This is a genomic window from Streptomyces stoeckheimensis (genome assembly GCF_045822005.1).
Taxonomy (GTDB): Bacteria; Actinomycetota; Actinomycetes; order Streptomycetales; family Streptomycetaceae; genus Streptomyces; species Streptomyces stoeckheimensis.
This window is the reverse complement of the sequence record NZ_CP169550.1, coordinates 16,832-41,454: the sequence shown is the minus strand read 5'-3', so window position 1 is coordinate 41,454 and position 24,623 is coordinate 16,832. Positions and strand designations below refer to the sequence as shown.

Sequence of the window (24,623 nt, the reverse complement as noted above, 5' to 3'; positions counted from 1 at the left end):
CCTCGCCGGTCATCTGCCAGGGTGGCGTAGCGGGCCGTCCGGGTCTCGCCGCAGTTCGTCCGTGAGCACCCGCACCGCCCAGGCGGCCGCCGCGCCGGCCTCGACCCCGTCGAGCCCCGCTTGTAGCCGCATGGCCTGCCAGGCCGGGGCACTCACCAGCAGGTACAGCACGGCGACCGCACGGCGGCGGGCGACCGGGTCGGCCTCCGCAGTGAGCTCGGCCAGTGCGGTCTCCACGGAGTGGAACCGGTCCCTGCGGCCCTGCTCCCGCAGAGGCCGGGCCGCCTTGGAGTTCAGCATGGCGAGGATCAGGGGCGCGTGCTCGTCGTAAGAGCGGTAGAGCTCCGGCGCGACGCGGCGCAGCCCGTCCAAGGTGTCGGGGTAGGACTGCATGAGCACGTGCAGATTCTCCTGGGCCCACCCGCTCCAAGCCGCGAAGAGCGCCTCCCTGGTCGGGAAGTGCCGGTAGACGGTGCGGACGGCGACGCCTGCGCGCTCCGCCACGAGCGGAATGGTCAGCTCCTGGACGCTTTCATCGGCGATGGCCTCGGTGAGCGCGGCGAGGATCAGCTGCCGGGTCTGCTCGAGCTGCCCGGCACGCAGCGGACTCTCGTACGCGCGCTTCTCTTTCATGGCACGTCGACGGTACTCTAATTCACTCCGAACTGTCAAGAAACGGTATAAACATCCCATCGGCGGGGAATGGGGCCTGAGAGAGGGCGATCCGCGCGCCCGAGGAAGCCGACCCCGGGCAGCGTCTTCAGGGCCAGGTCCGTCAAGCGCCGGCTCGGCCATCGACACCGACGCCGCCCGCCTCCCGGTCACGCTGCCGCCGGGCACTGCCGCGCTGACCCTGTATTCGTCTACCGGGCCGACGAGGTGACCCCGCGGGTCGAGGCGCCACTGGTCGACCAGCGCACCGGCGCCGAGAGCCCGATCGCCTTCCCCGAGGTGTGCCCCCGCTGCGGTGACGCGATCGACACCTCCGAGCAGCGGTGGCGGTGCGTGCGCGGCCGCAGCTGTCAGGCGAGAGGCCGGGCCCGCCACTCGGCCATGCCCTCCATCACCGAGTGGGTGATCGTGGCGATGGTCTGTTCGGAGACCTCGGCTCCGTAGACCTCGGCCGCGGCACCTCGATCTCCACCGGACCGACGTCCGTCACGCCAGGCTGTCGCCACTTCGCGTCAGGGGCCCGGTGTGACCCGAAGGCGGCCATGGCCTCGTTCAGGTCCATGGCAGTCCCCTCGGCCAACGGTCCCGCCGTGAGTAGGGGAGAGGTCAAATCCCCTGTATCCGCGGCAAGTTCGAGGATCTACCGAGGGTGGAGATCTGACGCGGGCGCCCCGCCACGGATGGGAGGGGCGCCTCAGCGGGATCGTCGAGGTGAGCGGGATCAGGGGGATCGGGGGGAGCGACGCCAGGGCCGTTCCTATGGTGTCGGCGTAGACGCGGCCTCCTTGCGGGCCGGGGTGTACGTGGTCGGCGACCAAGAGGCCCTCCTGGCCGGCGATGGCCCTGTCCCAGTCGGCCACGGCCACGTTGGAGTGGGCTGCGGAGACCGCCTCGATGGCCTGGTTGACCTGTTTCTGCCAGGACTTGGGGACGTGCGCGGTGACGAGCACGATCCGCTCCTCGGGACCTGCCTCGCGCACGGCGGACTCCAGGTCGTTCCGGCCGCCCACGCCGTTGGTCCCGAGGCCGATGACCACCGTGTCGCCCAAGGTGCCCGCCGCCTTGAGGGACTTGACCTCCCTGGCGGCCGCCGAGAGCTGGCGGCTGGTCTCGGCATCGATGACCATCCCCGGGAACCGCGTCTTCAGCGCGGGCGCGGAAGCCACCATCACGGAGTCGCCGATGGCACTGATGCTGCCCGGTACGGATCCGCCCGAGGGTGACGCCGCGTCGTCCAGGGCCCGCTGCCCCGCACTGACCCGGTCCGCGGCGCTGTCCCCCGGCCGGGGCGAGGCCATGCCCCAGACAGCCAGCCCCATCGCGACGGCCGCAGCGACCACGGCCGTACGGGCACCTGCCCGGGCCGGGCGGCTCGCTGGCGGCGCCCCCTCCACGGCCAGGCTCAGCCGGCGGGACATCACCCGTAGCCCCTGGCGGCGTACGGGCTCCTCGATCCAGCGGTACGAGAGCGCGCCCAGCGCCACCGAAATCGCTGCGGCCGAAAGGGAGTTCAGTGGCACCTCGGCGGGGGTCCGGGTGTCGGGGACGGCGAGGGACAGTACGGGAAGGTGCCAGAGGTAGATCCCGTACGAGCGCTTGCCGAGCCAGGCCAGCGGCGCGGCGGACAAGGCGCGCACGAGCGGGCCGCGCGGCTGTACGGCGCCCAGCACCGCCGCCGCGGCCGCGGCGGCGACCAGCAGGAACCCGCCCGGGTACAGCGCGGCCGAGGTGTCACGCAGGCGACAGAAGCACGCGACGAGCACGGCGAACCCCGCGAACCCCGCGAGTCCGGCGAAGCCCGTGGGCCCGGCGCCTCGCGCGGCGGCGGCGAGCCCGGCGCCGGGCCGGGTCAGGGCCAGGGCCGCGCCGAGGAGCAAGGGGAAGGCATGGGTGTGGGTACCGAAGTAGAGGCGCGAGGAGTCCGCCCCCGGTGAGTACAGCAGCCCCATCGCGAGGGCCGAGCCAGCCGCTAGGGCAAGGGGACCCAGCCACAGGGACGGGCGGAACCGAGACCGTACGGCCACCAGCAAAGCGAGGAGCAGCGGCGGCCACACGAGGTAGAACTGCTCCTCGACGCTGAGGGTCCACAGATGGCGGAAGAGCGGGGGCGGCCCGAAATGCGCGAAGTACGAGGCATCGGTTGCCGTCTGTCACCAGTTGTTGGTGAAGGTCAGGGCCGAGAGGATGGAGCCCCGCGCCTCGGCCAGCCGGGCCGGGCGTAGGAGGGCCGCCACGGCCGTCGACAGGATGAGGACGACCACGAGCGGCGGCAGTAGCCGCCTGGCCCGGCGCATCCAGAAGCGGCCCAGCCGGACGGTGCCGTTGGCCCGGTGCTCGGCCAGGAGCAGATCGGTGATGAGGAATCCGCTGAGGACGAAGAAGACGTCCACGCCGAGGAAGCCGCCGGGCAGCCAGGCGGGGTTGAGGTGGTAGACGACGACCGCGGTGACGGCGAGCGCCCGCAGTCCGTCGAGGCCGGGGGAGTAGGGGCGGCGGACCGAAGGGCTGAACAGGCTGAACGGGCCGGACGGACTTGATGGACCGGAGGGGCCGGAGCGATCGGACGGGCCGGAGCGATCGGATGGAACGCACGGATCGGACCGATCGCCGGATCGGGCGGATCGGGGACGGCGCGCAGGGTCTGGGTGGGACGGGACAAGGGTGATCACTGCTCCTTCGCGGGCGGGGCGGCCTTCTCGGACCGCGTACGCCGCATCACGCATCGGGACTGGCGGGCGAGGTGTCCGGGCACGAGGAGTGCCGGCCGGCTGCCGCCATCGTTGGTGGTCGGGGTTTCCGTCCCGATGTGGGCGTGTTGCAGTGACTGCTTGGGCCGGTTTCGACCCTGTTTCGGCCCTGCTTCACGGTCGACTGAAGCGGCCTCGCCCGGATCCGGCGTCAGTGCCCCGCCGGCAGCCGCAGGCTCGCCAGCGCGCCGCCACCCGGGGCGTTGACCAGATCGAGCTCGGCTCCGATCACACCGGCCTGGCCGAGCGCGATCGTCAGCCCGAGCCCGTGGCCCCGGCCCCGCTCCCGCGCTCCCGTGCAGAACCGGCGGGGACCCCCGGCCAGCACCTCCGGCGGGTAGCCGGCGCCGTGGTCCCGTACCGTCACGGTCGGCCCGTCCACGGTCGCCTCCACGGGGGTGCGGCCGTGCCGGTGCGCATTGGCGACCAGGTTGGCCAGGATCCGGTCGAGACGGCGCGGATCGGTCACGGCGACCGCATCGGTCACCACGTGCACCCGCACCTCAAGTCCCGTGCGGCGCACGGCTTCCGCGACCGTCTCCCCGACCGGACAGGGCAGCAGGTCCGCCCGTTCGACTCCCGCGTCGAGGCGGGAGATCTCCAGTAGCTCCTCCACCAGCGTGCCCAGAGCGTCGACCCGGTCGCGGACGTAGCCCGTCGCCTCCGAGTCCGGGAGCAGCTCCGCCGCGGTGACCAGTCCCATGAGGGGGGTGCGCAGCTCGTGGGCCACATCGGCCGTGAACCGCTGCTCGGCCAGCAGTCTGCCGTGCAGTGCTCCCGCCATCGAGTCGACGGCGGCGGAGATTTCGGCGATCTCGTCGCCGGGTCGTCCCGGTCGCCCGCCGGCTGCGATCCGCGCCTCCAGATCCCCGTCCGCGATGCGTCGGGCGGTGGACGCCGCGTACCGCAGCCGCCCGCTGAGCCGTCCGGCCACCAGGACGCCGAGCGGTACGACGACGGCGACGGAGAGGAGGCCGGCGAGCGCCGTGCTGGCGTCGAGCCATTTCAGATCGCGCATCTCTGAGCGCAGGTCGATCTCCACGGCGAGCATCCGGCCGCCGACCGGGCGCGCCGCCCACATCACGTGCCCGCCGTACACCCCCTCGCCGAGTTCGGCGCCGACGTGCCCCCGGCAACCAGCCCGCGCAGCTCCTGAGGCACCCGACCGTTGTCGAGCGTGGCACCCGAGTCCTCGGCCGATCCGGTGCGGACGTAGGCCGCGGTGGCGAGGTCCAACTGCCGGATCGCCGCGTCCCGCGACTGGCTCAGGGTCCTGGAGAGGCTCGCATCGTGCACGAGGAGGCCGATGGCGGCGGCGACCGCGCACGTTGTGGCGGCCACCAGGGCGGCGATCTGCCAGCGCAGCGAGGCACCCCTCCCGGCGGGCCATCTCCCTGTCCGCCGTCCCCAGGCCTGCCGCAGCCGGGCACCGGCGCGTTCCACGCCTGCCACTACGTGCGCAGCAGCTTGTAGCCGAAGCCGCGTACCGTCTCGATCCGGCCGACACCGATCTTGGAGCGCAGCCGCAGGACTGCCAGGTCGACGACCCGGCTGTCCCCGCCCCAGGTGTGCTCCCACACGTTGCGCAGCAGGGTGCGCCGCTCCAGGACGATCCCGGGATTGGCCGCGAACTCCAGCAGCAGCCGCAGCTCGGTCGGCGTCAGCCGTACGGGATCCCCGGACAGCCGCACCTCCAGGCCGTCCGTGTCGATCTCCAAGTCCCCGAAGACCAGCACGTGGGGATCCGGATGGCCGGATCCGGCTTCCGGGTCGCGAACGGCGACGGGAGCGGGAGCGGGAGGGGGAGAGGCAGCGGCGACAGGCACGGGAGCGGGGGCAAAATCAGCTGAGCCACCGGCCGCGGCGCCTCCGCCCCGGACGGTGCTGGCGGGCAGTGCCGCCCGGCGCAGCAGGGAGCGGATCCGGGCCACCAGCACCGCGCTCGGCACCGGCTTGACCACGTAGTCGTCCGCGCCTGCCTCCAGGCCCGCCACCACGTCCAGGCCGTCGCCGCGCGCCGACATCATCAGGATGGGCGCGATGCTCGTCTCCCTGATCCGGCGGCACAGGCCGATGCCGTCGAGCGCGGGCAGCATCACGTCCAGGAGCAGCAGGTCGGGTTCGTGTTCGTGGAAGGCCTCGAGGCCCTCCAGCCCGTCCTCGGCGGTGGAGACGGAGTATCCGCCTCCGGCGCGTACACCCACATCAGCGTACGGTCCGGGTCGTCGTAGGCCAGGACGAGCCCGGGGCGCCCGCTGTCGGTCAGATCGGCGTACTCGGGCGGGCGCAGTCGGCACCCGGCGCCCGGGCACCCCCGTAGGCCGGCCTTCACGGCGGCCTCCGTACCCGGGTCGGCCGCGAGGACGGCGGCGCCGTCCAGCTCCCGTACCCCGCCGGGCGGAACGGTGACGCCGGGCACCGGGAGGCGGGAGTCTCCCGAGGGGTCCCGGCGATCGGCACCGGCGGTCTCTGCGCGGTCGGGCCACAGCGCCGAGACCGTCGCAGGCGCGGACAGGCTCGGAGCCGGGCCGTAGTCCCGGGCCTCCGCCCCACCGGAGCAGCCCGCCAGCCCGGCCGCGAGTGCCAGTACGGCACCCGCGTACGCGGGGACGCGGGCGGGAAAGCGGGCGGGGGCGGGGGCTCCTACGGGGCCCAGGGGCATGGTCGGCCGATCCGGTGGTCAGGGGGGCGAACAGTACGAGGGGAGATGCTCGATCTGGCGCGCGTTACAGGGCCCAGGGCCTCGATCGGTTCCGCGATCCAGTGACCATCCTGCCGATATGCCCGATTCGCCGGATACATCGGGATCGGTGCCGGAGTTGCTGCCGTGGCTGGCTGCCTCCCGCCAGGTGTCGGACCGTGGTCCGCCACCGGGGGCGGGGGAAGGAGGTCGTCGGACCTGAGGCCGCTGGAAGCGTGCAGCCCCCACTCCGACGCGGCCGGCCCCCTCCGCATGGCGGGATCGCCACCGGACGGCGCCGGGGCACACCGGCAGCCCGCGACCCCCCGATCGCCCATCCGCACCGCACCGTGAGGAACCCTGACGCGTCATCGGGACGGGGAGTACGGCCGTCAGCTCGCGGGGGAGTCGCCCGGGCACGTGCGGTGGGTCTGGACGAGGGCTGGTCGCCGGTCAGTGTTCCAGGTCGGTGCGCATGGCGGCGAAGAGGCGGGCGGCGTCGGCGGGGGTGGTGCGGGGGAAGAGTGCGACGGCGGCGGTGGTGGTGTCGGACCAGCCGCAGATGACGTCGGTGGCGTTGGCGGACTCGGGCAGGCTGAAGCACTCGAGGGATCCGCCGAACGGGCCGGGCGGGTAGGGCTTGGCGGTGGTGGGGGTACCGGTGGAGCCGTTCTGCAGCGCGTAGTCGATCAGGCCGCGCCACAGGTGCTCGCGGCGCCTGTTCGGGTCCTCCGGAACGCCGTCGACGCCGACGAAGAGGATGCGGCGGCCGGAGGTCTGCCCGGCACGGTCGTAGGCGGCGACCACCAGGTGCATGCCGTCACGCATCTCGCCCGGGTCGACCGGGACGTCGGAGACCGCGCCGGCACCGGTGGCCTTGGTGAGCCCGCCGGCGGTGGCGGCCTCGGTCAGCGTGTGCCGGCCCGAACCGGCGGGTGAGGTGGAGACGGCGGGTGAGGTGGAGACGGCGGGCGGGGTGGACACGGTCGACTTCGCGGGCGGGGAGGCCGGGGCGGAGGTGGCGGGAGAGCCTTCGCCTTCGGCTGCGGGGTCGCAGGCGGTCAGCGCCAGCGTGGTTGCGAGGGCGATCGTGGCGAGGAGGGCGCGGCGACCGAGGGGCATGGCTGAGTCTCCCGGGGTGTGGTGGTCCGCTGGGCTGCGTGGCCCGACGCCCGCAGGCTAGTGGCCGACCGGGCGTGCGGGTGCCCCGGGCCCGGTTCCCTTACAGCCCCGGGACGTGATGGTGACGTACGAGGGTGTCTGTCACGGAGTGGAACGGACTGCTCGATGGACTGTCGGCGATGCCGGATCCAGCGGCGGCCGCGCCCGACCGACGAGACCCCGCGCACCAGTGGAGCCGGGCAGCCCTCGCCGCCGCCCCGCAGGCCCGAAGTACCGCGAGCCGGGACGTAGGGCCCGAGCGGAGCCCTACCTCCGGCCCATGAGCGCGGCGCCCGGGCCGCCTTAACGTGGTGGAGCTGTGCTCGCGGATCCCACGGAGGCCCCCGTACCAAGCGGACACGGCGCCGAGCCCGAGGAGCACGATGATCGCCCGCGCACCGGGATCCGACCCCGCCCAGGACACTCCGCGCATCGGCCGCCCAGAGCACCACGCGGTCGGCGTCCACGCCGTCACGACAGCCGTGCGGATGGCCGAGCGGCAGATGGGCGCCGTCCGCGGCGCCCGCGCCCTCCTGCGCGTCAACCAGCACGACGGCTTCGACTGCCCCGGCTGTGCCTGGCCCGAAGAGGACAAGGTGCACCGCGCCGAGTTCTGCGAGAACGGCGCCAAGGCCGTCGCGGAGGAAGCCACCCGGCGCCGCGTGACGCCCGACTTCTTCGCCCGCCACTCCGTCGCCGAACTGGTCGGACGCTCCGGCTACTGGCTCGGCCAGCAGGGCCGGCTGACCCACCCCATGCTCCTGGAGGAGGGCGCCACTCACTACGCCCCGGTCAGCTGGGGACGGGCCTACGAGATCATCGGCGCCGAGCTCGCCGCACTCGCCTCACCCGACGAAGCCGTCTTCTACACCTCCGGCCGCACCCCCAACGAGCCAGCCTTCGCGCTCCAGTTGCTCGCCCGCCGCCTGGGCACCAACAACCTGCCCGACTGCGCCAACCTGTGCCACGAGTCCACCGGCTCCGCCCTCGTCGAAACCCTCGGCGTGGGCAAGGGCAGCGTCACCCTCGACGACATCCACCACGCCGACCTGGTCATCGTCGCGGGCCAGAACCCCGGCACCAACCACCCGCGCATGATGGCCGCCCTCGAACGCGCCAAGGACAACGGCGGACGCGTCATCAGCGTCAACCCGCTCCCCGAGGCCGGACTCGAACGCTTCAAGAACCCGCAGCGCCCCCGCGGGGTCCTCGGATCGGGCACCCGTCTGACCGACCTCTTCCTCCAGATCGGCGCGGGCGGAGACCTGGCCCTCTTCCGTGCCCTGAACGGCCTCCTGCTGGAAGCCGAGGACGCCGCGCCCGGCACCGTCGTCGACCGGGCCTTCGTCGACGAGCACACCCTCGGGTACGAAGCCTGGGCGAAGGACGCCCGTACGACCGACTGGGACGACGTCCTGGCCGCCACCGGCCTGCCCCGCGAGCAGATCGAACGGGCCGCCGCGATGGTCCTGGAGTCCCGCAGCGTCATCGTCTGCTGGGCCCTGGGACTCACCCAGCACAAGCACTCCGTGCCCACCCTGCGCGAGGTCGTCAACTTCCTCCTGTTGCGCGGCAACGTGGGCCGCCCCGGCGCCGGGGTCTGCCCCGTCCGAGGCCACTCCAACGTGCAGGGCGACCGCACCATGGGCATCTTCGAGCGGATGCCCGAAGCCTTCCACGCCGCCCTCGACGCCGAGTTCGGCTTCACCTCGCCCCGCCACCACGGCTACGACTCCGTCAACGCCATCCGCGCCATGCGCGACGGCAAGGTCGGCGTGTTCGTCGGCATGGGAGGCAACTTCGTCTCCGCCGCCCCGGATACCCCGGTCACCGAGGAAGCCGTACGCCGCTGCGCGCTGACCGTGCAGATCTCCACCAAGCTGAATCGCTCCCACCTGGTCACCGGACGCCGCGCCCTGATCCTGCCGACGCTCGGCCGCTCCGACGAGGACCGCACCGAGGCGGGCCCCCAGTTCGTCACCGTCGAGGACTCCATGGGACGCGTCCACGCCTCCCGAGGCCGCCTCAAGGGCGAGGCCACGCTGCGCTCGGAGACCGCCATCGTGAGCGGCATCGCGCGCGCCGCACTCGGCGCGTCCGACGACATCCCGTGGGAGGAGTTCGCCCACGACCTCGACCGGCTGCGCGAGCGCATCGGCCGCGTGGTGCCCGGCTTCGAGGACTTCAACGCCCGCGTCCGCGTCCCCGGCGGCTTCTCGCTCCCGCACGCCCCGCGCGACACGCGGACCTTCCCCACCCACACGGGCAAGGCCAACTTCACGGTCAACGACATGGTGGTCCCGGAAATCCCCGAGGGTCGGCTGATGCTCCAGACCCTGCGCTCCCACGACCAGTACAACACCACCATCTACGGCCTCGACGACCGCTACCGCGGCGTCCACGACGGCCGTCGCGTGGTCCTGGTGAACCCCGAGGACATCCAGCGGCTGGGCCTCACCGAGGGTGCGTACACCGACCTGGTCTCCGCGTGGCCCGACGGCCGCGAACGCCGGGCCGCCCACTTCAAGTTGGTCGCCTACCCGACGGCCCGCGGCTGCGCCGCGGCCTACATGCCGGAGGCCACCGTCCTGGTGCCGCTGGACCACACCTCCGACGTGAGCAACACGCCGGCCTACAAGTCGGTGCTGATCCGCTTCGAACCGGACAGCGGGACGGAGGCCGTGGTCGTCATCTGAGCGATCGCCGAGCCGGGGACGCGCCTCCTGCCGGGTGCGGCCTGCCGGGGGCGGCGCGGGACCGGCGGTAGAGTCCGGCCCGTGTCCCAGCCGCAACATGATCTCGTCGGATACGGCGCCGTGCCGCCGGATGCCGCCTGGCCCGGGGGCGCCCGGGTCGCCGTCAGTCTCGTCCTCAACTACGAGGAGGGGGGCGAGCGCAACGTCCTGGAGGGCGATGCGGAGTCGGAGGGCTACCTCCACGAGATCGTGGGCGCACCGCCGGTGGTGGGCGGCCGCGACCTGAACGCCGAGTCGATGTTCGCCTACGGATCACGAGCCGGCTTCTGGCGCGTCCACCGCACGCTCGCGGCCCACGGCGCGCCGCTGACGGTGTTCGCGGTGGCGCAGGCGCTCGAACGCAACCCCGGTGCGGCGCGGGCGATGGGCGCGGCGGGCTGGGAAGTGGCGAGCCACGGCCGGCGCTGGATCGACTACCGGGACGTGCCCGAGGACGTGGAGCGCGCCGACATCGGGCGGGCGACCGCGACGATCGAACGGCTCGTCGGCCGCCGTCCCGTGGGCTGGTACACCGGCCGAACCAGCGGGAACACCAGGACGCTGGTGGCGCGGGAGGGCGGCTACCTCTACGACTCCGACGACTACTCGGACGACCTGCCGTTCTACGTGGAGGCAGCCGGCCGCCCGCACCTCGTGGTGCCGTACGGCCTCGACGCCAACGACTTCAAGTTCCTGATCGTGCACGGGTTCACGACGGCCGACGACATGCTCACCTACCTCGTGGACACCTTCGACACGCTGCACGCCGAAGGGGCCGACCGGCCGCGGATGATGAGCGTCGGCCTGCACTGCCGGATCATCGGCCGCCCGGGCCGCATCCGTGCGCTGGACGGGTTCTTGCAGCACGTCGCGCAGCGCGGCGGAGCATGGGTCACCACGCGCGAGCGCATCGCCCGCCACTGGCTTGCCGCCCACCCGCCGACCTGACCCACGGCCTGCCCCCGCCGCGTGAGCTGTGGGGCGAGGCCGACGTGGACGTCGGATGAGTTCGGGGCGTCGCATCAGGGCCGGGTGGGTGTGCTCCTGGCCGACGGGACCGTTCCCAAGCTCCGCCGCCGCGGATGGCTGCGCTGACCGGCCGGGCCTGCCGTGACGATGTTGGCCGGGCTCTTGCCACACGCCAGGGCGCGGCCTTTGGCTGGAGGGCGGTCGGGGGCTGGGTGGGTGGACTTCGGCGACACCGGCGTCGTGTCCGTCTGTGCGAAAACGATCACTCTGTGGTGCGGCCCGCGACGATGCCCGTGAACGCTGAAGAGATTGCGTTCGATCAAGCTGTCCAAGCCCGTAGTGGGATGTGCTGTTCTGGCCGTTGTGGCGGCGCGGGTGACGGGAGGTGTCGCGCTCGCGGATGACGCGCCGGTGAAGGCTTTCGCTCCGTACGCGTCGGCGTCCGCTCTGGTGAACGCGGGTCACCAGCTGGCGAGCGCGACGCCATCCGCTCCGTCACTACCTGGTCCGTAGGCGAGCACCCACGCGGCGTGCCGTGTGCCGCCCTCCGGGCCCTGGCGGGCCCTGCGGGTGCATCGCCGGGCGCCCTTCGGGCGCGTTGTCGGCGACACGGGTCTTGTCAGTGGTGGGAGCCCGGTGTGGGCACGTTTTCGTACAGCCGCCGGCGCAGGTGCAGAAGGGCGGTGGTGTCGGCTACCGTCGCGAATTTTGCCAGCAGGTCCCGGATCCTCGGATCGTCGCCGGCGCGTACGGCCTGGACGATCCGATCGATGAGTTGCCGAACGTAGCGGTCGATGCCGGCGGGGCCGCCCGTGGCCCAACCATGACCGGCCGGCCCCGCCGCGTGGTCCCGTCCGGCGCCCGCTCCCAAGCCTGACTGGGTGCTCACAGGTTCTCCAACAGGGTCGGGCCGGTAGAGGTCACCGGACGCACGATGTCCGAGGCCGTCGCGGCGGCTTCGTCGTACGTGTCGGGTGCAGAGGAGATGTCGGTACGGCGCAGGGTTTTGTCAGCAACGCGCCGGAGGTCAATTGCTCCAGTGGGCCACGATGGCGTGATCGACGCGGAAGAGCCACGTCGCACTCCGCGCTGTACGCGCTTCCGAACTCGACAGTCAGCCGCCAACCGGCGACTGATCAAGTGGTACCACCCAGCGGTATGCGCACCGCTTGTGGGGCCTGGAGCCCGGGACCTGTGTCCGGGCCTCAAGAAATGCTGGTGAGGACGTGGGGCAAGGAGGCACATCCGTGCCTTCTCCTCATCGTTGATCACGGCATGACCACTCGTACACTTCTCGCCGCCGTAGTCCTCGCGGCTGGCGCTGCCCTGGTGGCAGCTCCCACAGCCACAGCAGCACCCTCCGACACCCCGTCCGCACAGTGGGGCGACGAGAAGCAGAGCACGTTGTGCACGCTGCGCGCCATTACCTGCGTCAACTACAACTCCCCGCACACCCACGCTGGCGAAGGCGTCACCGACGGCTTCCTCCGGCTTCACGGCTGACCTGGGCCCACACACTCGGCGGCCTTGGTACTGAGCCTCACAACCGGACAGGGACCTGGCTTCAGCCGGGGCCCTGTCCGGTCTGGCCCCGGGCCGTTGTTCCCCGAGTGAACATGAGGGTGTAGGCGCGGGCGAGGCTTCACCACGCCCCTGACCGACGGCCCCCGCTACGCCGCCAGCGCCGCCATGTTCCGGGCCCTGGACGACGAGCAGATCGCCTGCGCCTGCCACATCCACATCGGGGTACCCGACCTCGCCACCGCCCTGAAGATCAGCAATCACCTGCGGCCCTGGATCCACGTCCTGATCGCCCTGTCGGCCAACTCGCCGTACTGGCAGGGCCTCGACACCGGCTACGCCAGCTGGCGCACCACACCTGGGGACGCTGGCCCGTCGCCGGCCCCCCGCCGTACTTCGAATCCCCCTCACACTTCGAGGACCTCATCTCAGATCTCCTCACCAGCGGCACGATCCTGGACTCCGGCGGCCTGTACTGGGACATCCGCCCCTCCCACCATCAGCCCACCCTCGAGTTCCGCCCCGCTGACGCCGCCGCCACCCCCGAGGACACCGCGCTGCTCGCCGGCATCGTCAGAGCGCTGACCGCGACCGCCATGACGGCCATCGACGCGGGCGAACCGGCCCCTCAACCCGCCCCGGAACTCCTGAGGGCCGCCAGCTGGCGAGCAGCCCGCGACGGCATCACCGGCCACAGCCTCGACCCCCTCACCGGCCACCTGAAGCCGGCCACGCCGCAGATCGACCAGCTCCTGGCCCACCTGCAACCCGCACTCCACCACCACGGCGACACCCACCTCGTCCACACGCTGTGGTCCCGGCTGCGTACCCAAGGCAACCGCGCTGAAGCCCAACGCGCGGCCCACCGCCAGCGCGCCCGCCTCACCGACGTCGTCGACCATCTGATCGCCACCACGGCCCCGCAGCCCTGGCCAGCCGCAGAGCCAGCCGCGCCGAGGGCCACGAGCGGTTCTGCCTCGAGGTAGCGGGCGATGACGAAGGCGACGAGACCGGCGCAGGCCCCGGAAAGGAGGAAGACAAAGACGGGCATGTCGGTGAGGCCGGGGCCGGGGCCGGGGCGTAGGTCGGGGGATCCGGCGGGGTCGTCGACGCCGGGGTGCTCACGCGGCACCGTCCTGCTGTTTGACGGGGTTGGTCTTGTCCTTGGTGTGGAGCTGCTCGGGAATCCAGATACGCCGCTTCCGGGTGGCCTGGTAGACGCCCCCGGAAGCGGCTCTTGCGCATGCGCACCGCCGCGTTGGTCATCTTCAGCTTGTCCGCGATCTCGGAGTCCGAGTGCCCGTCGATGGTCAGCCGGATGACCGCCTGGGTCTCCCACTTCTGCTCTTCGAGGATCTCCTCGACGACGCTGACGAAGCGATCGATGTCGGACTCCTCGGCCAGGTAGCCGGAGGCCTGGAGCAGGCCGGCGAGCCCCCTGCGCCCACCGGCGTCTCCTCCCGAAAGGCGCAGAACTCCACCTTCAAGCGGTTCCCTCCTGCGCCCAATCAAGGCGTGCACGGCCGGCTTGAGGGGCCGGGGCTATGCGCCGAAGTGCCGCAGGATCGTTGTTGCGGTCGGCAGGTCCTCCGGGCCTTCGGCGATACCGGTCAGGGGCAGGGTGTGCTGGCGCGTGCAGGTTCCGGGCTGCTGGTGGTCGATCTCCCAGTCCCGGGCCGACGAAGCGGTGGCGGTGCTGGTCGCGTACAGGGGCTGGCGGCAGGCCCGGCACCAGTAGAACGACCGCTCCCGCTCCCTCACACCCCCGCCCCAGACCTGGACGGTCCTCGGGCACCAGTAGTGTCCCGCCGCGTGAGCAGACCTGGTGGGCGGGGTGCGCCGTCCATCGTGGGGGAGTGCGGCGGGCCGGCGGAGGACGCTCCGGAGCGTCGGCTGTTGATCATGTTCGCTGAAACGATCCGCCACCCGCAACGTCACGGGGCATTGCGCCGCACGGGAATCAGGCCGTTCAGACCCGCTGCGCAGCCGAGGAAGACGAGGGCCGGAGGCGGCCTGGGCGCTTCCGGCATCGGGAGCGGAACCGGTGCTCTGGTTCGTTGACAGACCAGGACGCACACTCCACACCCCGGCCCGGGGTGTGGAGTGTGCGTGTGCCTCCCGCGGCCTCGGCACCGCCGTCCTTGCGGGGACAGCAGGCTCGGCGGGTCAACGAGCCGGGCCCGGTCAGCCCCGGTGGAACAGGTCTGGGTCAGGGGCCCGGTGTGAGCCGATCCGCGTTCTCACGGATCCTCCCGCACGCGGAACCTCACGGCCCTCCTGGAGCCACTGCCGCTCAACGGCGTCATAGATCGGCGAATCCCATGCCCATCCGCCACCTGTGCTCGGATCAGTGGAACACCTCGGCGCCGAAACGGTTCTCTGCTCCATGACCTGCCCAACGACTAGCGACTCGCGCCGTCGCGGGCCGTGACCCATCCGTCACCGCTCATGCCCTGCGGCAGTGCGGAGCTTTTCGGGGCCTGCGCCCTTGGTATGGGCAAGGGTGCAGGCTGAAGGTGAACCGGGTCGAGGTCCACTGCGCCTCGGTTGCCTACTCCACCGGAGAGCAGTTCGACGCCGGCTGGAACCGAGAGAGGTCTTCCAGCGACCGGCGGCCGGCGAGGGCGTGACGGGCTGGTACATGATCGTAAAAGGCATGAAGGCCGTCGGCCGCCGAAAACTGATCATCCCCGTGTGCCTCGCCCTGCAAGGATCGTGGTGCCGGCGCGGCGATCGGTCCCGGGGGAACCCCCGCCTTCGGCACGGACCTCATTCCGTGCAGTAGAGCCGGCAGCCGTCGGGGTACGTTGCGGGGTACGGGGTGCGGCCCTGGCCACCAGGGCAGCGACGGGGCCGCACCCCGACACAGTCCGTGCCGTCGTGGTGCTCGGCGGTCTCGTTGCGAACCAAGGATGGCGGTGCTGGTCCCGCCGCGCTGCGACACGACACCACCGCCTGGTTCCCCGCTGGGCGGCGTGCTCGGTCCCGACATCCGGGCAGACCTTCACCGGGGTCGTGGCCGGGGTTGCCCGCTACCGCCCTATGGGCGGACCCGAGCCCTCCGGTGCGGTGTGATGCGGGCCCGCACCCGGCACGCTCGGAGTGCTGGGTGCGGGTGTGCATCCCCCGTCCCTCCGTCAGCGAGCCGATGACAGGACGGTTGGCGGCCCAGGGATCCGGACATGCGTGCAGAACCGTTTCTGTTCCGGATCGTTGAAGGGCCGAATTCCCTGTGGAATGCACGCATGGGCGTCATCCCCCCGGCGCCCCGTATTCCTGGGAGTTCACGGCATGAGGACCCGCGGTGACAGGACCGCCCCTTCATGCCGTGCGCCCGGCAGCCCACCCCTCCCCGGACTGCCGGGCGCCCAACAACCGGCTGGATCAATGGGCCGATGGACAGCACGCGCCGGCATGTGCCGGATTGGGGCCCGGGTGCATCCGGTGAGCTGCCATGAGCCGAAATGCGTACTGGCACGCTGCACGCGATTCATCGAGATAGGTGCGGGCGGCCGGGCTCGGGTGATCCGCGCGACGGAGGGAGGGGCCGAAGTGGCCGGTGCGGGGTTCGTGGAGGATCCGGACGGAGAGTTCGGTCGTGGGCTGTCGCTCGACCGGGAAGTTCATTTACAGCGGGCGGCACAGGTCCTCGCCTGGTCCACGCCGACTGCCCCGCCGTTGGAAGTGATCGACCTGGCCGCGCTCGAGCTGACGGGTCACGCCCGGGTGATCCTGGAGGAGCTCGAGGCCCGTGTCGCCGCTCTGCCGGCCGGGTCCGCGCTCGGCGAACTGCTGGCATACAGCATGGCCGAAGCGGCCCGACGCCTCTCGGTAACGTATTCGGGCCTCGGCGTCCTCGCCTACGCACATAGCAGGGCGCGCCTCGTCGAGGGGTTGCACCGTTCCCTGGATCGCTTGGAACAGCACCCAGGAGCACAGCCGTCCGCAAGGATCTGACATTGGGACCGGCTGTGAGTCCTCAGACCGGTTGCTTGTCGTGTCGGCCTCGGGGTCAAGCGTCATGCGAAACGCGACCAGCCCGCACATCAGAAATTCTCCTGGCCCAAGCGCAAGGGGCGTATCGTACGATCCGGATCCCGGGGCCCCTCCCGCACCGCGGATACCACGCGCAAGGTGAAGGCCGGCGCCGGACCCGGTACGCCGGACACCACCACAGAAATGATCAACCCGCGTCCGGGTCACTCCTCGCGCAACGGACTGCCCGGATAATGCCAGCCGCCCTAGATCTGGTGCGGGGAGACCGATCGGACCAGATCGCCTGAAGACTTCGGGACGAGGGGTCGGGGGTGTTCGGCGTGGTGCGCGGTCTGTGCTGCCCTGGGTGTGGTTCTTGTACTGCGCAGGCATCGGCGGTGGCGTGGGTCCCGCCGCCCGTGCGCGGTGGAGCTTTGGGCCAGCGGTCCGAGGCCTGTGTTGGGGCTGGGGGTGCATCAGTGGGCGCACTGAGTGCGCCGGGACGCGGGCCGGAGTGCGGAGTATGCCTTTGTCGTGTGCACTGCCTCGTGGCGATTCCGTGCGCCCCTTCGGAGGGGAGTGCTGGGGCACCGGAGGGGGATGTCGAGGGCTGTACGGATGATGAGCTGTTTTCGGCCGAAGTCCGGAAGTCCGGGCATGGTGGATCAGCGGATACGGAAATGGTGACCGCGAAGGCGGTACAGGCGGAGAAAACCCCGGCGTCGGTCACCTGCCCCGGCGATGTCTGTACTGGTATCGGATCCGTACCGAGCCGGCCGCCGGGATTCGGGAGTTTCTGACGGAGGGGTGTGCGCGGCGGGTGAGTGTCTGGGACCGGGCTGAGGGTAATGGAATCGGCATCTCGCCCTGCCCCGGTCATCGGCGCCCCCGGATGCGCTGGTCGTCGATACGGGGCGGCAGGAACGTTTTGCCCGGCCGTGGCAGGAGGGTGGCCCGTCCGGCTCCACCTACTCACCGAGTCCGTGCATGAGCGCGCACGACGTCGAGACCATCAGCACTGCCGAGGCGCATCAGCCTTTCGCCGTGCCCGTGCCCGTACCCGCAACCCGCAGATGCCTGCCACACCCGAGAGGAACCCTCATGACGTCCCTTGAGCTGCCAGATTTCGTCATGCCTCTGCCGGAGTACGGGGCCTCGGCCGCGATGGCCGACATCGAGCAGGACATGTGGGCTTGGCTCGAGCGGCATGGCCTCATCGCGAACGAGTCACTGCGTGAACAACTCGTGCGCACCCGGCCGCAGTACACGACCGCCCTGTACTACCCCCGGGCGGATGTCGAGCATTTGAAGGTCATCAATCGGTTCATGGCCTGGGCGTTCATCGTCGACGACCTGTTCGACGACTCGATCAGCGCCGGCGATGAAGATTGCGTTTCGGCTTTCAGCGCCGAGCTGATCGGTGTAGCCCGCGACGACGAGCGCCCGCAGAGCATCGCGGGTCGCGCCTTGCGTGAAGTCCTTGATGCTCTGTGCCTCGGGCGTTCGCAGCAGTGGCGGCTGGCATTGGCCGAGGCCAACACGGCGTGGCTGGGCACGTACCCGATCGAGGCACAGGCCAGCCGAGAGGGACGGATCATGCAGTTCAACGCCTATGCCCCACATCGCCGGGACGGTGTGGGAGAACGGATCTTCTTCCTCATGGCTGAACACGTCAGAGACATCGAGCTGCCATCCGAAGTCCGAGACCTGCCCGCCATGACACAGGCACGAGAGCGCGCGATCGAATGGGTCGGGCGCTCTACAACGATGTCTTCTCGAACGAGAAGGAGGAGGCCGTCGGCTACCTCCACAACGTGGTCCAAGTAATCCGGGCGGACCGCTCCTGCTCGACGCGGGAGGCCGTGGACATCGTCAACCGTGTGCTGACCGGACTCGTCACCCAGTTCCAGGCCGCCTGCGAGGCACTTCCCGCGCAACTAAAAGCCACCAGCGCCGCTACTCCGGAAATCACTGAAGCGGCCCTCGACGTACTGGAGGGCTACAGACACCTCCTGCGCGGCAACTTCGACTACCACATCGATACCGCCCGCTACGTCAACGCCCGTGAATACGTGCCCCAGGCGCAGACGAGCGGCATCCGTCCGTCCTGGAGCACTGCCGATGTCCTTCACCCAACCGCGCAGACGTGCGGAGGCCACCGACCGGACCAGCACTCCCTGAAAAGCCGGGCCGGGGAGTGGGGAGACTGAAGGCAATGGCCTCCTCCTCGCGCCAAGGTCGCCGAGCACGAGCCCGATTACCTGCTGGTCCTCCTCGGTATCAACGACCTGGTCTGGTACGACGTGGACCCGCCGAAGTTCGAGGTGAACCTGCGTGAGTTCATCGCCAACGCCCGCCGCAGCAACCCGAACCTCGCCGCAGCCTTCGGCACCGACATGGAGACCACCCGCACCGTCCAGGAAGCGGAGTTCGCGCTGAAGGTGGCCGGGGCCAACGAACCGGCTGCGCACTGTGGTGAAGGAGCTCTCCACCGAGCAGTCCCCGCTGTACGTCGCGGAGACGGCCGCTGAGTTCGTGGCCGAGAAGCACACGTGGGACGGTACCCACCCCAACCCCAACGGAGAGATCCGCATCGCAGCCGCCTTCGCCGACATCGTGGCCTCCGGCTTCGGTATCGGCGCGGCCTATCCGCGGCCCTACCGCGACATCGCCCAGGTCGCCGAGGAGGCCATCGGCCTTGTACGAGCGCGGGGCCCTCCACCTGGTTCGGTGGAGGGCCCCGCGCTGAGGTCGGGCGTAAGGGGCCGGGTCAGCTGATGGACTTGATGGAGCCCCAGCCGCCGGTGCCGACCTGGATGCTCGGGCCGTCGACCGGGCCGTGGATCGAGCTGCCGCCCTTGTAGAACTTCAGGGTCCCGTCGCCTGCGGTCGCCCACATGTCGGCGGTGCCGTTGCCGTCGGCGTCGGCGCCGCCGGCGATCAGGGGCCGGAAGGCAGTGGTGTACCCGCGGCCGTACTCGGTGTAGTCGCTGAAGGTCTTCCCGTCGGGCTGGCCGAGGTAGTGGTACAGGATGCCGTCCGTGCTGTTGCGGGCGAGCAGGTCGACGCGGCCGTCGTTGTCGGCGTCGCCCGGCGCGGTGAGGTCCATGACGTCCCATCCGGTGGTGCCGATGGTGATGGGGGCGGCGACGGACGGCGCGGAGCCCGACTTGCCCGCGTACAGGTACAGCTTGTTGGAGTGCTGGACGACGAGGTCCGGGTGGCCGTCCTTCGTGACATCGCCGGCGCCGACGACCTGGGCGGTGGTGGGCAGGCCGGTGCCGATCTTGATCGGCGCGCCGAGCGTGCCGTCGCCGCGGTTGGGGTAGACGCGCAGCTCGGAGCCGACGCGGGCGACGATGTCCTCCTTGGCGTCACCGGTCCAGTCGCCGCGGTGCGTCACGGACGCTCCCGTCCAGCCGCCGGTGCCGATGACGGTGTGCGCTCCGAGGGCGCCCGTGCCCATGCCGGGGTACAGGAGCAGCTTGCCGGCGCTGTCGACCGCGACGAGGTCCGGCTTCTTGTCTCCGGACATGTCGCCGGGGGTGGCGGCCGGCGTCGGAGTCGGGGTCGGAGTCGGGGTCGGGGTCGGGGTCGGCGTCGGAGTCGGAGTCGGAGTCGGAGTCGGAGTCGGAGTCGGGGTCGGGGTCGGGGTCGGCTCCGGCGTCGACGAGATCTCGACCTTGAGGCGAGGGGTGACCGCGCCGTTGTAGGTGATGGGCGTGCCGCTCTCCTTGAGGAGCGCCTCCAGCTCGGCGAGGGTCTTGCCGGGGTGGGCCTGGCGCAGGATCGCGAGGGCGCCGGCCACGTGCGGCGCGGCCATCGAGGTGCCGTTCTTCGCGGCGAAGCCGCCGCCGGGGACGGAGGAGGTGATGGCGGTGCCCGGCGCGAGGATGTCCAGGAGCGGGCCGCGGTTGCTGAAGGTGGAGAGCTGGTCGTCGTCCGTCGTGGAGCCGACGGTCAGGGCCGAGGGCACACAGCCCGGGGAGTTGACGGCGTTCGTCCAGCCCATGTTGCCGGCCGCGACGACGGTGGCGACGCCCTGGGCGAAGAGGGTGTCGATGATCGGCTTACGGGCGTCCGTGTTGCACGCCGCCGTCCAGAAGCCGCCGCCCAGGGACATGTTGGCCGCGATGACGTTGGTGCCGGCCATCTTGAGGGCCGAGACCTTCTCCAGGGCCTTGATCTGCGCGCTGGGGAAGCTCAGGACGCAGGGGCTGGGGGTCGTGCCGCACCGGGTTTCGGAGGTGATCTTGGAGAAGATCTGCATGGCGATGATGTCCGCGCCGGGCGCGACACCGCGTGCGGGGGCTCCGGCCACGCCGGCTCCGTTGCCCGCGGCGATGCCGGCGACGTGGGTGCCGTGGGAGCAGCCGGCGCCGACGGTGGTGCAGGGGCCGCTGTCGGCGTCGGCGCTGCCGGGGCCTTCCTGCTCGGTCATGCCGTCGGGGCACAGGCTGGTGGCACCGTACGCCTCGTCGGTGACCGAGAAGCACGCCTCGGCCTTGACCCGGCCGGCGAGGAACGGGTGGTTGGTGGCGACACCGGTGTCGAGGATCGCGATCGCGCTGCCCGCGCCGTCCTTCCCGGCGGCGACGGCCGCGTCGCTGCCGATCATGGCGGTGGACTCGTTCAGCGTCGGCGCCACCGGGATGTCCTCGGTGACGCTGACGACACCCGGCATCGTGCTCAGCGAGTCCAGGCCCGCCCGGTCCACGCGCAGCGTGACCATCGGCAGGGTCTCGTAGGAGACGAGGACCTCGCCCGCTTCGGAGGCGGAGGAGAGTTCCGACTGGGCGTCGAGAAGCACGTTGACGCGGACGGTGCCGCCGTCCTGGGTCTCGTCGAACAGCGGCGCGTCGATCGCCCCGTTCTCAGCGGCGAACGCCGGACCGGCACCGGACAAGGGGTTGAGACCGACCGGTATCGCAGTGAGAACGGCGGCTACTGCCGAGGCGGCGAGCACGACCCGCTTGGATCTCTTCACGCGTGACTCCATGGAAGGAAAAGGGACAGGATGAGGGGGTAGCTTTTGGGCGCGCGGGCGGAACCGCGGGCGAAGGCGAGGGGCCGGGGGTGCGTCCTCGGGGGCGGACCGCGCCGGAGGCGAGCAGGGGCCGTGGCCGCGGGGGGCGGCGGGGGAAAGCAAGCGAAGCGATCCGTGGTACGGGAAGGTGCTTCCGGCCGGGCCGCTGCGAACACCGGCCGGACTCGCGGACCCTCTTCCCGCCGGATCGTTGCCCGGTGATCAGCTGTCGGTCGCCAGGCGTCTGCCGTTCGCACCGGTGGTGTGCGTGGCCGTGACGGTGACGGACGTGGCGGCCTCGAGGCGGCTGAACATGACTGGATTCCCCCGGAGTTGTGCGGCGTTTCCTGCTGACGTGATCAAGGTTGCCGCAGGTGAAGGGGATGGACCAGGGTTCTCGGGTGTCCTCAACGCGACATGTCCTGCACAGGACAGAGGGCGGCCGGACGGGTCACCATTTCGGTCGGTCGGGTGATGGGTGGCGGCCCGCTAGACAGGCAGGTGCAGGGCGAGTTGTTCCCACTGCCCCGTAGCGCCGCCAGGCACTCCTGGAAGCGGTCTTCAAGGACCGGGTGGAGGTTCTCTGCGCGAAGGCCGGCGATCTTCTCGACGGACCCGACGGCCCCGGTCAGGCCCTGTACACGTGGCTTCGCGCCGTCAGCGCACACGCCGTGGCCAACCGGGGACTAGGTGGTGTCCGATGGGTCGCGTGACTCCGCCTCCGGTGGATCGTTGCGGTCAACGTGGGGCGGGGTGATCTTTCGGATGAGGAATGGGCTCGGCTGGAACCTCATTTGCCGAGGAGTGTTGGTCGGGGTGGGCGGTGGCAGTGTCACCGCAGGGTGATCAACGGGGTCCTCTTTCGGCAGCGGGCTGGTCTGCCGTGGCGGGATCTGCCGTCCCGTTTTGGGAAGTGGAAGACAGTTCACGACCGTCACCGCAGATGGTCAGCGGACGGCACGTGGGAGAAGATCCTGCCACGGCAGACCAGGCGGACGCGGACGCTGAGGGTCGGATCGACTGGAGCATGGTGAGCGTGGACTCCACCTCCTGCCGGGCTCATCAGCACGCGGCTGGATGAACCGTTCCGGGTTCGGTAGAGACTCGATTGCATGAAAGGATCGAGTCATGGCACGTCCTTCCTCCTATCCCGCTGAGCTGCGCAAACGAGCGGTCCGTATGGTCGCCGAGGTCCGCGGCGACTACCCGAACGAGTCGGCCGCGATCAAGGCCGTGGCCGAGAAACTCGGCATCGGCTCGACCGAGACGCTGCGCAAGTGGGTCCGTCAGGACCAGGTCGACTCCGGCGCCCGTCCCGGCGTGACCAGCGAGGAATCCGCGCAGGTCAAGGCGATGAAGAAGGAGATCGCTGAGCTGAAGCGGGCGAACGACATCCTGAAGGCGGCGGCGAGTTTCTTCGCGGCCGAGCTCGACCGGCCACATCTTCGCTCGTAGCGTTCATCGACGAGCACCGGGACCGCTTTGGCGGCGTCGAGCCGATCTGCAGGACGCTCACCGAGCACGACTGCAAGATCGCCCCCTCTACCTATTACGCCCACCACAAACGCCTCACCGAACCATCCGCGCGGACCGTGCGCGACGAGGAACTCAAGCCCCTGATCCACCAGGTCTTCAAGGACAACTACCGCGTATACGGAGCCCGGAAGATCTGGCGCGAGCTGAACCGGCAAGGCCACATCGTGGCCCGTTGCACCGTCGAGCGCCTCATGCGCGAGAACGGCATCGCCGGCGCCGTCCGCGGCAAGAAGGTGATCACCACGATTCCGGACGGATCTGTCGAGCGGGCCCCGGACCTGGTGGACCGGAACTTCGTCGCGAGCGCGCCGAACCGCTGCTGGGTCGCCGACTTCACGCACGTGAAGACCTGGTCCGGGGTCATCTATGTCGCGTTCGTCGTGGATACCTTCTCCCGCCGGATCGTCGGGTGGTCGGCCGCCACCACGAAGGAGACCAGGCTCGTCCTGGACGCCCTGGAGATGGCCCTGTGGCAGCGCGACCGCGACGGATTCCCCTACCAGCGTGGCGAGTTGATACACCACTCGGACGCCGGGTCGCAATACACGAGTTTCCGGCTCGCCGAACACCTCGACGCCTCCGGCATCGCGGCCTCGATCGGCTCGGTCGGAGACGCCTACGACAACGCCCTGATGGAGTCCACGATCGGCCTGTTCAAGACCGAACTGATCAAACCCGGCCGCCCCTGGAAGACGCACTCCCAGGTCGAGCTCGCCACCGCCGAGTGGGTCGACTGGTACTGCCACCGCCGACTCCACGGTGAGATAGGCCACGTCCCACCCGTCGAATACGAGACCGCCTACCACCTCGCAACCACAAAACCCCAGGTCACAACCCAGATCTAGAGTCTCTACCGAACCCGGAACGGTTCACCCACAGCTGCACCGAGAACACGACCTGGTTGCGCTGACGGTCGATCAGGTAGAGGTAGCGGATCTCCGAGGCGCGGGGACCGTACTCCGGGCCTGCTGCGCACGGGCGGGGAGGTCGCGGGCGGGTTCCGAGAGGTCTCGGTCCTGCACGTAGTGCTCCCCGGCCGTGGTGCTCGTTCTGGGTGGGCTGGGGCCGCAGCTGTGGCGGGCGGGACCCCGGATAGCGCTGTCCCCGTGCGGAGTCCCCGCCAGGACGTGCCTGACGGGGACTCTATTCTCAGGAGAATCGAGAAGATTGGCTCAACACTTCAGCCTTCAAGGTGGAAGTGATGGAAATCAAATCACCATTCTGACGATTGTGTTTAGTGTGCACCTGCTCACGTTTCGCATGGGATTTGGTGTGCGTTATTCAATCTTCAAGGCGCTCACTTGCCCACAATCTTGGGTTCCTTAGATAGATCAATCTCCAGGAACGTCCGACCCAGTTTTCGTCGGGAAGTCCCTCGTAGATTTGAACGTCGATTTGGAACTTCCCCTGAAGGAATTGGTCTAGCTTGAATTTGATGTCGTCGACATCCTCTTCGAAATCTGAGGATTGGCTCGACAGTGAGAAGTGTAGGGTGATGGCGTCGGTCTTGGAATCGACCTGAACTGCAATTGCGAGGACATTTTCCGTGATTAGCCCGATGCAGGCCTGCATGGCTTGAATTACGAAGTAGTTCTCGCGTT

The 24,623-nt window shown here is 70.3% G+C and carries 20 protein-coding genes and 4 pseudogenes; 12 read left to right on the top strand and 12 right to left on the bottom strand.

The window, feature by feature from the left end; genetic code table 11:
• Positions 1-9: 9 nt before the first annotated feature.
• The 8 genes and pseudogenes from ACE1OC_RS00175 to ACE1OC_RS00140 form a co-directional block, all read right to left on the bottom strand.
• Positions 10-633, bottom strand: a complete 624-nt coding sequence (locus tag ACE1OC_RS00175) for a TetR/AcrR family transcriptional regulator (protein ID WP_407835172.1) — start codon at positions 631-633, stop codon at positions 10-12.
• Between the two features lie 395 nt (positions 634-1,028).
• A pseudogene (locus tag ACE1OC_RS00170) lies at positions 1,029-1,124 on the bottom strand (transposase); the annotation flags it as partial.
• Between the two features lie 60 nt (positions 1,125-1,184).
• Positions 1,185-3,341: pseudogene (locus ACE1OC_RS00165) on the bottom strand (acyltransferase family protein).
• 229 nt (positions 3,342-3,570) lie between these two features.
• On the bottom strand, positions 3,571-4,500 hold the full coding sequence (locus ACE1OC_RS00160) for an ATP-binding protein (protein ID WP_407841441.1): 930 nt from the start codon (positions 4,498-4,500) through the stop codon (positions 3,571-3,573).
• Complete coding sequence (locus ACE1OC_RS00155) at positions 4,500-4,862, bottom strand: hypothetical protein (protein ID WP_407835171.1); 363 nt, start codon at positions 4,860-4,862, stop codon at positions 4,500-4,502. Before ACE1OC_RS00155 ends, ACE1OC_RS00160 begins: the two co-directional genes overlap by 1 nt.
• A gap of 8 nt (positions 4,863-4,870) precedes the next feature.
• The gene (locus ACE1OC_RS00150) at positions 4,871-5,623 is read right to left on the bottom strand and encodes a response regulator transcription factor (RefSeq protein ID WP_407835170.1); all 753 of its coding nucleotides are present in this window, start codon (positions 5,621-5,623) and stop codon (positions 4,871-4,873) included.
• Positions 5,515-6,081 carry a hypothetical protein gene (locus ACE1OC_RS00145; RefSeq protein ID WP_407835169.1) on the bottom strand — a complete coding sequence of 189 codons (567 nt, stop codon included), beginning with the start codon at positions 6,079-6,081 and terminating at the stop codon, positions 5,515-5,517. The genes ACE1OC_RS00150 and ACE1OC_RS00145 overlap by 109 nt, the downstream gene beginning before the upstream one ends.
• 471 nt (positions 6,082-6,552) lie before the next feature.
• Positions 6,553-7,221: a hypothetical protein gene (locus ACE1OC_RS00140; RefSeq protein WP_407835168.1), complete on the bottom strand. Its 669-nt coding sequence runs from the start codon at positions 7,219-7,221 to the stop codon at positions 6,553-6,555.
• Between the two features lie 422 nt (positions 7,222-7,643).
• Between ACE1OC_RS00140 and ACE1OC_RS00135 the strand changes: the two genes are divergently transcribed.
• Complete coding sequence (locus ACE1OC_RS00135; protein WP_407835167.1) at positions 7,644-9,956, top strand: FdhF/YdeP family oxidoreductase; 2,313 nt, start codon at positions 7,644-7,646, stop codon at positions 9,954-9,956.
• Positions 9,957-10,037: 81 nt separating this feature from the next.
• Positions 10,038-10,943, top strand: coding sequence for an allantoinase PuuE (gene puuE, locus ACE1OC_RS00130; protein ID WP_407835166.1), 906 nt, complete (start codon positions 10,038-10,040; stop codon positions 10,941-10,943).
• A gap of 640 nt (positions 10,944-11,583) precedes the next feature.
• Here the strand turns inward: puuE and ACE1OC_RS00125 are convergent.
• Entirely contained in the window at positions 11,584-11,853 is a 270-nt protein-coding gene (locus ACE1OC_RS00125) for a hypothetical protein (protein WP_407835165.1), read from the bottom strand.
• A 386-nt stretch (positions 11,854-12,239) separates the two neighbouring features.
• On the opposite strand from ACE1OC_RS00125, the gene ACE1OC_RS00120 reads away from it, so the two are divergent.
• From ACE1OC_RS00120 to ACE1OC_RS00110, 3 genes and pseudogenes are all read left to right on the top strand, one after another.
• Positions 12,240-12,467 carry a hypothetical protein gene (locus ACE1OC_RS00120; protein ID WP_407835164.1) on the top strand — a complete coding sequence of 76 codons (228 nt, stop codon included), beginning with the start codon at positions 12,240-12,242 and terminating at the stop codon, positions 12,465-12,467.
• Positions 12,468-12,653: 186 nt separating this feature from the next.
• A pseudogene (locus tag ACE1OC_RS00115) lies at positions 12,654-13,471 on the top strand (carboxylate-amine ligase).
• Positions 13,472-13,728: 257 nt separating this feature from the next.
• Entirely contained in the window at positions 13,729-13,893 is a 165-nt protein-coding gene (locus tag ACE1OC_RS00110) for a hypothetical protein (protein WP_407835163.1), read from the top strand.
• A gap of 134 nt (positions 13,894-14,027) precedes the next feature.
• Here ACE1OC_RS00110 and ACE1OC_RS00105 read toward each other — a convergent pair whose 3' ends face one another.
• Entirely contained in the window at positions 14,028-14,246 is a 219-nt protein-coding gene (locus ACE1OC_RS00105) for a hypothetical protein (protein ID WP_407835162.1), read from the bottom strand.
• Between the two features lie 1,791 nt (positions 14,247-16,037).
• Between ACE1OC_RS00105 and ACE1OC_RS00100 the strand changes: the two genes are divergently transcribed.
• From ACE1OC_RS00100 to ACE1OC_RS00080, 5 genes are all read left to right on the top strand, one after another.
• Complete coding sequence (locus tag ACE1OC_RS00100) at positions 16,038-16,442, top strand: restriction endonuclease (protein ID WP_407835161.1); 405 nt, start codon at positions 16,038-16,040, stop codon at positions 16,440-16,442.
• Positions 16,443-17,561: 1,119 nt separating this feature from the next.
• A complete protein-coding gene (locus tag ACE1OC_RS00095; protein ID WP_407835160.1) occupies positions 17,562-18,287 on the top strand; it encodes a terpene synthase family protein in 726 nt (241 codons plus the stop codon).
• Positions 18,206-18,670, top strand: a complete 465-nt coding sequence (locus tag ACE1OC_RS00090; protein WP_407835159.1) for a terpene synthase family protein — start codon at positions 18,206-18,208, stop codon at positions 18,668-18,670. The genes ACE1OC_RS00095 and ACE1OC_RS00090 overlap by 82 nt, the downstream gene beginning before the upstream one ends.
• A gap of 93 nt (positions 18,671-18,763) precedes the next feature.
• A complete protein-coding gene (locus tag ACE1OC_RS00085) occupies positions 18,764-18,991 on the top strand; it encodes a hypothetical protein (protein ID WP_407835158.1) in 228 nt (75 codons plus the stop codon).
• Positions 18,933-19,238, top strand: coding sequence for a hypothetical protein (locus tag ACE1OC_RS00080; RefSeq protein ID WP_407835157.1), 306 nt, complete (start codon positions 18,933-18,935; stop codon positions 19,236-19,238). The genes ACE1OC_RS00085 and ACE1OC_RS00080 overlap by 59 nt, the downstream gene beginning before the upstream one ends.
• Here the strand turns inward: ACE1OC_RS00080 and ACE1OC_RS00075 are convergent.
• Positions 19,231-21,447: a S8 family serine peptidase gene (locus tag ACE1OC_RS00075; protein ID WP_407835156.1), complete on the bottom strand. Its 2,217-nt coding sequence runs from the start codon at positions 21,445-21,447 to the stop codon at positions 19,231-19,233. The two genes, ACE1OC_RS00080 and ACE1OC_RS00075, sit on opposite strands and share 8 nt — an antisense overlap.
• Positions 21,448-22,229: 782 nt before the next feature.
• On the opposite strand from ACE1OC_RS00075, the pseudogene ACE1OC_RS00070 reads away from it, so the two are divergent.
• Positions 22,230-22,564, top strand: a pseudogene (locus tag ACE1OC_RS00070) (IS5 family transposase); the annotation flags it as partial.
• Positions 22,565-22,614: 50 nt separating this feature from the next.
• Positions 22,615-23,867, top strand: a protein-coding gene (locus ACE1OC_RS00065) for an IS3 family transposase (RefSeq protein ID WP_407835155.1) whose coding sequence is annotated in 2 segments (ribosomal slippage) — positions 22,615-22,894 and positions 22,894-23,867 — 1,254 coding nt in all. Because the reading frame shifts where the segments join, the coding sequence is not laid out codon by codon here.
• Between the two features lie 436 nt (positions 23,868-24,303).
• Here ACE1OC_RS00065 and ACE1OC_RS00060 read toward each other — a convergent pair.
• Complete coding sequence (locus tag ACE1OC_RS00060; protein ID WP_407835154.1) at positions 24,304-24,594, bottom strand: hypothetical protein; 291 nt, start codon at positions 24,592-24,594, stop codon at positions 24,304-24,306.
• Positions 24,595-24,623: the final 29 nt, after the last annotated feature.